This is a genomic window from Actinospica sp. (assembly GCF_035552695.1).
Classification (GTDB): Bacteria; Actinomycetota; Actinomycetes; order Streptomycetales; family Catenulisporaceae; genus Actinospica.
This window is the reverse complement of the sequence record NZ_DASZKT010000044.1, coordinates 114,062-122,861: the sequence shown is the minus strand read 5'-3', so window position 1 is coordinate 122,861 and position 8,800 is coordinate 114,062. Positions and strand designations below refer to the sequence as shown.

Genomic DNA, 8,800 nt, shown 5'->3' with positions numbered 1-8,800 from the left:
ACCGTGGCGCTCTGCCCGCCGCTGGTCCCCATGATCCAGACCTGGACCCCGGCGCCCTCCCCGGGCACCACGTGGGCCTCCTCACCCTCGGGCGATCGGTAGGTCCCGGCCAACAGGGCCAGGACGTCCTCCACCTGCTGGCCGTAGTCCTGGGCGTGGCCCCCAGGATAGGGAAGGAGCCGTTTCTGCAGCGCCACCCGGGAGGAACCGATCAGGTGCTCGTAGGAGAAGGGTCGAGGAATCCGCAGCCCGTTGGGCGTCCGCCCGTCGATGACGGTCACCGCCGGCGCCACCGGCGGATCGGTCGTCGGCGGCGGCCGGCCCCCGGAGCGACCCAGGCCGAGGTCGAGGCGTCCGGGGTGGACGGTGTCGAGCAGCCCGAACTCCTCGACGGTGGATAGGGCGGTGCGATGGCCCATCTGCACCGCCCCCGAGCCGAGCCGGATGGTGGAGGTGGCGGCGGCGGTCAGGGCCAGCACCACCGAGGGCGAGGTCCCGGCGACGCCCGGGTTGAGGTGGTGCTCGGCGAACCAGTACCGCGCGTAGCCGAACTCCTCGGCGCGCCGCGCGAGGTCGATGCTGTCGCGCAGCGCCTGTGCCGCGTTGGAGCCGCTGCTGATCGGAACGAGGTCGAGGATCGCCAGGGGCGTCGTGTTGGTCATGCCGCCGCCTCCTCCGTCTCCGTGCGCGTCGGCAGCGGGAGAAGGCCGAGGTGGTCGCGCAGCGTCGTGCCGGTGTATTCCGTGCGGAACACGCCCTTCTCCTGGAGCAGTGGTACGACTTTCTCAGCGAACACGTTGAGTCCGTCCGGGGTGATGTGCGGGACGAGGATGAAGCCGTCCGCCGCGTCCGCCTGCACGTACTCGTTGATGGTCTCGGCGATCGTGCGCGGCGAGCCGATGAAGTTCTGCCGGCCGGTCACGTTGATGACCAGTTCGCGGATCGAGTAGCCCTTGGCCTCGGCCAGCGCGCGCCATTCGTTTGCGACCTTCAGCGGATCGCGGTGCATCCGGACGCTGGCCCGGCCGCGCGCGATGGTGTGCTCGCCGAGGTCGGGGTCGATCTCCGGCAGCGGGCCGTCCGGGTCGTGGCCGCTCAGGTCGCGGTTCCACAGCTGTTCCAGTGTGCGCAGCGCCGTCTGGCCGCTGACCTGCTGGTGCCGTATGACGTCGGCGAGTTCGTGCGCCTCGGCGTCGGTGTCGGCGAGGACGAAGGTCGCGGCCGGCAGAACCTTGAGCTGGTCGCGGTCCCGGCCGTACTTGGCCATGCGGGTCTTCACGTCGGAGTAGAAGGCCTGGCCGGCGTCCTTCGTGCCGTGCCTGCTGAAGATCGCGTCGGCCTCGGCGGCGGCGAACTCGCGGCCCTCCTCCGAGTCCCCCGCCTGGAAGATGACCGGTCGGCCCTGCGGCGAGCGCGGCACGTTGAACCGGCCCTCGATGTCGAAGAACGCGTCGTGGATCGAGAAGGCACCCGGCTGCGGCCGCCGCCAGGAGTCGAAGAGCGTCTTGGCGGCGTTCAGGAAGCTGCGGGCGCGTTCGTAGCGCAGGTGCTGCGGCAGGTAGCCCGCGCGCCGGAAGTTCTCGCCGGTGAACGCGTCCCAGGAGGTGACGACGTTCCAGGCAGCCCGACCGTCGCTCAGATGGTCGAGCGTCGCGAACTGTCGGGCTACCTCGTACGGCTCATTGAAGGTCGAGTTGATCGTGCCGGCGAGCCCGAGCCGTTCGGTGACGGCCGCGAGCGCGGCCAATACGGTGAACGTGTCAGGGCGGCCGACGACGTCGAGGTCGTAGATGAGCCCGTTCTGCTCGCGCAGCCGCAGTCCCTCGGCCAGGAACAGGAAGTCGAACTTCGCGCGTTCGGCCGTCTGGGCGAAGCGGCGGAAGGATTCGAACTCGATGTGGCTGCCGGAGCGCGGATCGCTCCACACCGTCGTGTTGTTCACGCCGGGGAAGTGCGCGGCGAGGTGAACCTGCTTCAGCGGCTTGCGGTACTCGGTCATGATCAGTCCCCTCAGGCGGCAGCGGTCGCGTAGCGGTTCGCGGGACGCTCGAAGCCGAGCAGGCCGCGCAGGGTGTCGGCCTCGTAGGAGCGACGGAACAGACCCCTCGTCTGCAGCTCGGATACGAGCCCGTCGGTGACTGCGGCAAGGTCGTGCTGCACGGTGCCCGGTCGGAGCCGGAAGCCGTCCAGGCCCGCCTCCGCCCACGACGCGAGTTGGTCCGCGAGAGCGCTCGGCGAGCCGACGAAGACCGGTATGTTCAAGCGTTCGGGCGTCCCCGCCGCGTCGTCCAGGCGTTCCTTTCGGGCGATCGCCGCGGCCGGGTCGTCGTCGAGGAAGACCGCGAGGTCGCCGAAGATCAGCAATCTGTCGTCGCCGCGGCCGGCCTCGGCCTGTGCGGCTCGGATCTCCCGGACGACTCCCGGGATCTCGTCCACGACGTGCGGGGCGACGAGCGCGATGTCGGCGGAGCGTGCGGCGAACGCGTGCTCGATCGGCGCGTGCGCGCCCGCGATGACAAGCGGCTGGCCCTGCGGCGGACGCGGCGTGATCGACGGTCCGCGGACGCTGAACCGAGCCCCGACGAAGTCGATGTAGTTCAGCTTTTCGCGGTCGATGAAGCGGCCGGTCGCGGCGTCGCGGATCTCCGCGTCGTCCTCCCAGCTGTCCCAGAGCCGCCGCACGACCTCCACGTGGTCCGCCGCCTCGGCGAGCACGGAGTCGAGCTGCAGCTCGGCCGATTCGCGGCGGCCGAAGAGCGGCGCCTCCGCCGTCGGCGCGCCGATCCGCGCGTGCCAGCCCGCGCGGCCGGTGCTCGCGTAGTCGAGGGTTGCGATGGTCTTGGAGACGTGGAAGGGCTCGGTGTGCGTCGTAGTCACGGTCGGGACGATGCCGATGTGGCTGGTCGTCGGCGCGACGCGGGCCGCGATGAGCGATGCGTCGAGACGATCCGGCCCGGAGAATCCGTCCTCGATGGTGACGAAGTCGAGCAGTCCGGCCTCGGCGCGCTGGACCTGATCGAGCCAGAAGCGCGCACCGAACCGCTCGTTCGCGGCGACGGCGCCGCCCAGCGCGACGGCGAGATGGATGTGTCGCAGAGACATGAGAAGTCAGTCCACTCTGTGGAAAGGAACGGGGGCTCAGGCAGCGAGGCGGCGGTAGCGGCTGCCGTGGAAGACCAGCGGCGGAGTCTGCGGGTCGGTGCCCAGGCCGTGCACGTTGAGCAGCACGATCTCGTGGTCGCCGGCGCGGATCTCGCGCTCGACGGAACAGTCGAACCAGGCACTCGCGCCGTCCAGCAGGACCGCGCCGTCCTCGGTGGCGTGCCAGGACAGACCCGCGAAGCGGTCGACGCCCCGCGAGGCGAGGCTGCGGCTCGCGGCCTCCTGCCGGTGGCTCAGCACGCTGACGCCGAGCCGGGTGGCGCGGCGCAGCGTCGGCCAGGTGGTCGAACTGGTGGCCACGCAGACCGACACGAGCGGCGGGTCGAGCGAGACCGAGGTGAACGAGTTCGCGGCTATGCCCGCCGGCTCGCCGTCGACCAGCGCGGCGAGCGCCGTCACGCCGGTCGGGAACGCGGCGAGGACGCGGCGCAGGGTCGCCGGATCAAGGTCGATGTCCACCGTTACGGTCATGCGCCGTCAACCGCCGACCGGATGCGCGGACGGGCCGAGCCGAGCCAGGCCTCGTACGCGGCCGGGTCGTCGTACGCGCTGTCGAGCACGTAGAGCGCACGCGTCGGCAGAACGGCGCCGAGCTCGGCGAGCACCGGCTTGAGGAAGACCTCGGGCGCGAGCTGGTGGCCGGGCCCGGCGCCGAGCATCAGCGGCACGGCGACGACGCCGTCCAGCCCGTTCGAGGGGAAACGGTCGAGGAAGACCTTGAGCAGCCCGGTGTACGAGGCCTTGTAGGTCGGGCTGGCGAAGACCACCAGGTCAAGGCCGCGCACGGCCTCCACGGCGGCACCGACCTCGGCGTCGGACCAGTCCAGCAGGCCGGAGCCGAACGCGGCGAGATCGATCGACAGCTCGGGCGCGGCGCCGGTCAGCTGCTCGACGACGTGCACGGCGGACTGGAACGTGCGGGATGCGGGCTTCGGGTTGCCGACGACGACGCCGGCACGCGGCGGGCGAACGGACTGCTGGGGCGATATCTCGGTCATGGCGATCCTCACGAGGGCAGCCCGGACCTCGGCGTGCGGCTGGGGCGGCGGCACGGGAGGCGGGCGGGCGAGTGGACGACGTGCGCGGTGCGGCCGAGCGGTGCCGCGGCGCGCGAAGACGACGGGCTCGGCGGTCAGCTACACAGCGCGCTGCTGACGCGCACGAAGTCCACGTGTCGCCGGGCGACGAGGCGGGGCGTGATCGGCGTGGCCGGGCGGGACCTGTCCCTCGACTGCACGGCGCACCTCCGCCCTCTCCGAATCAGTAGGAAACCCTCTGCATTCGAAGCTAGACAGCGCACCACGGCGCTGTCAATCTTCGTCCAAGCCTCGATCACCGGCGGCGATCGTCGGCGATCGACAGTGCTCGAATAATCGAAGAATCCGTTAAGGCGAACGACGGGTGACATCTGAGTGGCTTCTCTTGCCCTAGGGTTTCGTGTCACCACCTGCGTGGATACCGTCGGCGTGTGACCAGCAACGACTCTTTGATGGCCCTGGTCGTAGTGACCGCGCTGGGCTTCGACTTCACCAACGGATTCCACGACACGGGCAACGCGATGGCCGCGTCCATCGCGACCGGCGCGCTGCCGCCCCGGATCGCCGTCGCCCTGTCCGGGGTCCTCAACCTGGTGGGCGCCTTCCTCTCCTTCACCGTGGCCGCGACGATCGCCGGCGGCCTGGTGCAGACACACCTGGTAACCCCGACCGTGGTCTTCGCGGGGCTGGTCGGAGGGATTCTGTGGAACCTGGCCACCTGGTTCCTCGGCATCCCGTCGAGCTCCTCGCACGCCCTGATCGGCGGAGTGATCGGCTCGACGATCGCCGCCGCGGGCGGGCACGCGGTGCAGTGGCACGGCGTGGTCTCGAAGGTCATCCTCCCCGCGGTGCTCTCACCGGTGATCGCGGGCGGGGTCGCGGCACTCGGCACCTACCTTGTGTACGAACTCACCGAGAAGGTGCCGGCGGAGCAGCGCAAGGCGGGTTTCCGGATCGGCCAGATCGGCTCCGCCTCGATGGTCTCGCTCGCGCACGGCACCAACGACGCGCAGAAGACGATGGGCATCATCACGCTCGCGCTGATCGCGAACGGCTCGCTGGCGGTCGGCGCCAAGGCGCCGATCTGGGTGATCATTTGCTGCGCGGTGGCGATCAGCCTCGGCACGTACATCGGCGGCTGGCGGGTCATCCGGGCGCTCGGCAAGGGCCTGGTGGAAATCGAGGCGCCGCAGGGCATGGCCGCCGAGTCGGCCTCGGCCGCGACGATCCTGATCTCCAGCAGCTTCGGCTACTCGCTGTCCACCACGCACGTGGCGACGGGCTCGATCCTCGGCTCCGGCGTGGGCAAGCGGGCCGAGGTCCGTTGGGGAGTCGCGGGCCAGATGGCGATGGCGTGGGTGCTGACGCTGCCCTCCGCGGGCGTCGTCGGCGCGCTCGCCTACTACGCCGCGCACAGCATCGGCGGCACGGCGGGCGTCTCGGTGATCTTCGTGGTCCTCGCCGCCGCGTCCACCGGCTTCTACATGCGCTCCCGCAAGAGCAAGGTCGACCCGGGCAACGTCAACGCCGAGTGGACCGGTTCGGTCGTTCCCGGCCCGGCCGGCCTCGCCGCCCAGACGGCCTGAGAGAACTGGACGGATGAAGATGAGCTCCTGGATCAACTTCGACGCACTGTGGAAGATCATCGTCGTCGGCGTGGCGCTCGGCGCGGGTCTGCCCGCCCTGTTCGCCGTCGGCCTGCGCGCCCTGAGCATCGGCGGCACGGCGACGGTGGCCGTGGAGCCGGGCGCCGGCACGCGGCCGGGCGCCGCCGCGGCGGGCGGCAATCTGACCGGCAGGGTCATCGCCGTGCTCTGCTTCGCCATCGTCCTGGCCGGGATCGGCTGGGGCGTCTACAAGATCGTGCACCCCAACTGACGGTCCGCTGACGATCCGCTGTTCCAAGCCCCGCACCGCTTCCCGCGGTGCCGGGCCTTCGCGCTGCCGTGACGTGCGGCTGTAACCGTCCGACGGTACCGTTGCACCTCGACATCGTGTTAACGCTCTCAACAGGAGGCTTTCCGTGCCAGCCCCCGCCCGCGCTTCCTTCGGCTCGCTGCCCGACGGCACCGCGGTCTCCCGGTGGACCCTGACCGACACGACCGGGACGAGTGCCTCGATCCTCGACTACGGCGCGATCATCCAGGCGCTGCGCGTGCCCGACCGGACCGGCCGTACCGCGAACGTCGTGCTCGGCTTCGACGACCTGCCCGACTATGTCGAGCGCAGCCCGTATTTCGGCGCGTTGATCGGCCGCTACGGCAACCGGATCGCCAGCGGCAAGTTCGAACTCGAAGGCGGCGCGTACCAGCTGGATCTCAACGACGGCGGGCGGCCGAACTCGCTCCACGGAGGCGCGAACGGCTTCGACCGGCGGATGTGGGACGCCGTCGCCGAGGAGGTCGAGGGCGGCAGCGCGGTCACGCTCACCCGCGTCAGTCCGGACGGCGAGGAGGGCTTCCCGGGCGCCCTCACCGTCTCCGTCCGCTACACGCTCGCCCACGGCCGGTTCACGCTCGACTACCGCGCCGAGACCGACGCGACGACGGTCGTGAACCTCACCAACCACGCACACTTCAACCTCGCCGGTGCCGACTCCGGCACCTCGATTCTGGATCACGAGCTGTCCGTCGCCGCGCAGGAGTTCCTGCCGGTCGACAGGTCACTCATCCCGCTGGAGAGCCCGATCCCGGTCGCCGGCACGGCCTTCGACTTCCGCGCGCCCCGGGCCATCGGCGCGCGGCTGGACGATCCGCACCCCCAACTCGTGCTCACCGACGGATACGACCACTGCTTCGTCCTGGCCGGCGGACCCACCGCCGAGCCGCGCAACGTCGCCTCGCTGAAGGACCCCCGCAGCGGTCGTACGATGCGCGTCGAGACGACCGAGCCCGGCGTCCAGGTCTACATCTGCAGCCACTTCGACGGCACGCTCGTCGGCGCCGGCGGCGTCGCCTACCCGAAGTACGGCGGCGTGGCGCTGGAGACGCAGCATTACCCTGATTCGCCGAACCGGCCCGAGTACCCGTCGACGGCACTCGGGCCGGGCGACGTCTACCGCTCCACGACCGTCCTGGACTTCGGCCTCAGCGGCTCGGCTGGCTGACCGTCGCGTCGGCGCCCTCGGCGTACTCCTCCCGGATCTGCTTGGGGCCGAACGGCCAGGTCTTCTCGGCCTTCGACCAGACGAGGTACGCGAGCACGCCGAGGACCACCCATCCGAGCGACCATTCGATCGGGTGCACGCCGGGATTCGCCTTATCGGCGTAACCGTAGATGACCGCCCAACCGATCCCCGCGACGATCAACGGCAGCGGGTAGAGGAGCAGCTTGTACGGCCGCTTGAGGTTCGGCTGCCGACGCCGCAACACGATCACGGCCGCGATCTGCGCGAAGGACTGGACGATCACCATCACCGTCGTGAGCAGCGTGATCAGGATGGCCAGCGGCGGATGCGCCGCCGAGCTGCCGACGTGCCGGGCGAGCAGGAAACCGGCCGCGGTGACGATGCCCATCGCGACGAGGCCGAGTACCGGGAAGTCGTACTTCCGGTGCAGCCGCCCGAAGGACTTGAAGAACACACCGTCGCGAGCCGCGTCGAAGGGCACGCGCGAGCCGCCGAGCAGGCCGGTGAAGACAGACGCGAAGGCGGTGACCAGGATCAGCACCGTGACGACGTCGGCGCTGCCCTTGCCCCAGGTGTCCTGTAGTACAGCCGAGGCGACGGACTGGGAGGCGACGTTGTTGGAGTCCAGCATGTCCTGCCAGTGGACCACGCCGAGCACGCCGATCTGCAGCAGCAGGTAGATGCCCATCACAGCGGCGATCGCGTAGATGATCGAGCGCGGCAGCACCCGGCCCGGCTCGCGCACCTCGGCGCCCAGGTACGCGGTGGTGTTGTATCCGAGGTAGTCGTAGATGCCGATCGTCAGGCCCGAGGCGAAGCCCAGCCAGAAGGTGCCGCTGCCGAGGTCGACGGCGTGCGCGGGCCAGGTGAAGGCGAGCGACGGGTGGAAGTGGGTGAATGCGGCGAGGATGACTGCGGCCACGGCCACGATCATCACGGCCCACATGCCCACGGTCAGCCGCCCGATGTTCTCCACGCGCCGCCACAGCAGCAGCATCACCAGCGCGATCACCGCGATGCCGACGATGTCGCCCTGACCGCGCGTCATGCTCGGCCAGAGGTAGGCGAGGTACTGCACCAGGCCCTGCACGCCGGTGGACATGATCAGCGGGATGAAGAGCATCGCCGTCCACACGAACAGGAACGGCATCAACCGGCCGGTCCGGTACTGGAAGGCCTCACGCAGGTACACGTACGTCCCGCCGGAGCCGGGAAGCGAGGCGCCGAGCTCGGCCCAGATCAGGCCGTCGGCCAGCGCGAGGACGGCACCGGCGATCCAGCCGATGATCGCCTGCGGGCCGCCGAAGGCGCCGACCATCAAGGGGATGGTGACGAACGGACCGATGCCGACCATCTGACTCATATTGATCGACACGGCCTGGAACAGGCCGATCTTTCTGGACAGCTCCTGCATCGCATCCTCCAAGGCGTGGGCGGTTAGGTAAAGTTAAGTTCCTATACAATATGAGTCAAG

The 8,800-nt window shown here is 70.0% G+C and carries 9 protein-coding genes; 3 read left to right on the top strand and 6 right to left on the bottom strand.

Annotation, left to right across the window (positions count from 1 at the left end; all coding sequences use genetic code 11):
- The 5 genes from VG296_RS07725 to VG296_RS07705 all read right to left on the bottom strand — a co-directional run.
- Positions 1–662, bottom strand: a 662-nt coding sequence (locus VG296_RS07725; protein ID WP_325564581.1) for an LLM class flavin-dependent oxidoreductase, incomplete at its 3' end; no start/stop codon positions are given.
- Positions 659–1,999, bottom strand: coding sequence for an NtaA/DmoA family FMN-dependent monooxygenase (locus VG296_RS07720; RefSeq protein WP_325564579.1), 1,341 nt, complete (start codon positions 1,997–1,999; stop codon positions 659–661). The genes VG296_RS07720 and VG296_RS07725, both read right to left, overlap by 4 nt.
- Positions 2,000–2,010: 11 nt before the next feature.
- The gene (locus VG296_RS07715) at positions 2,011–3,102 is read right to left on the bottom strand and encodes an LLM class flavin-dependent oxidoreductase (protein ID WP_325564577.1); all 1,092 of its coding nucleotides are present in this window, start codon (positions 3,100–3,102) and stop codon (positions 2,011–2,013) included.
- Between the two features lie 36 nt (positions 3,103–3,138).
- Complete coding sequence (locus VG296_RS07710; RefSeq protein ID WP_325564575.1) at positions 3,139–3,633, bottom strand: flavin reductase family protein; 495 nt, start codon at positions 3,631–3,633, stop codon at positions 3,139–3,141.
- Entirely contained in the window at positions 3,630–4,160 is a 531-nt protein-coding gene (locus VG296_RS07705; protein WP_325564574.1) for an NAD(P)H-dependent oxidoreductase, read from the bottom strand. Before VG296_RS07705 ends, VG296_RS07710 begins: the two co-directional genes overlap by 4 nt.
- 491 nt (positions 4,161–4,651) lie before the next feature.
- Between VG296_RS07705 and VG296_RS07700 the strand changes: the two genes are divergently transcribed.
- The 3 genes from VG296_RS07700 (at position 4,652) to VG296_RS07690 (ending at position 7,305) form a co-directional block, all read left to right on the top strand.
- The gene (locus VG296_RS07700) at positions 4,652–5,785 is read left to right on the top strand and encodes an inorganic phosphate transporter (RefSeq protein WP_349259491.1); all 1,134 of its coding nucleotides are present in this window, start codon (positions 4,652–4,654) and stop codon (positions 5,783–5,785) included.
- A 13-nt stretch (positions 5,786–5,798) separates the two neighbouring features.
- Positions 5,799–6,077 carry a hypothetical protein gene (locus VG296_RS07695; RefSeq protein ID WP_325564570.1) on the top strand — a complete coding sequence of 93 codons (279 nt, stop codon included), beginning with the start codon at positions 5,799–5,801 and terminating at the stop codon, positions 6,075–6,077.
- A gap of 145 nt (positions 6,078–6,222) precedes the next feature.
- Entirely contained in the window at positions 6,223–7,305 is a 1,083-nt protein-coding gene (locus VG296_RS07690; protein ID WP_325564568.1) for an aldose epimerase family protein, read from the top strand.
- Here VG296_RS07690 and VG296_RS07685 read toward each other — a convergent pair.
- Positions 7,286–8,740: an APC family permease gene (locus VG296_RS07685; RefSeq protein ID WP_325564567.1), complete on the bottom strand. Its 1,455-nt coding sequence runs from the start codon at positions 8,738–8,740 to the stop codon at positions 7,286–7,288. The two genes, VG296_RS07690 and VG296_RS07685, sit on opposite strands and share 20 nt — an antisense overlap.
- Positions 8,741–8,800: the final 60 nt, after the last annotated feature.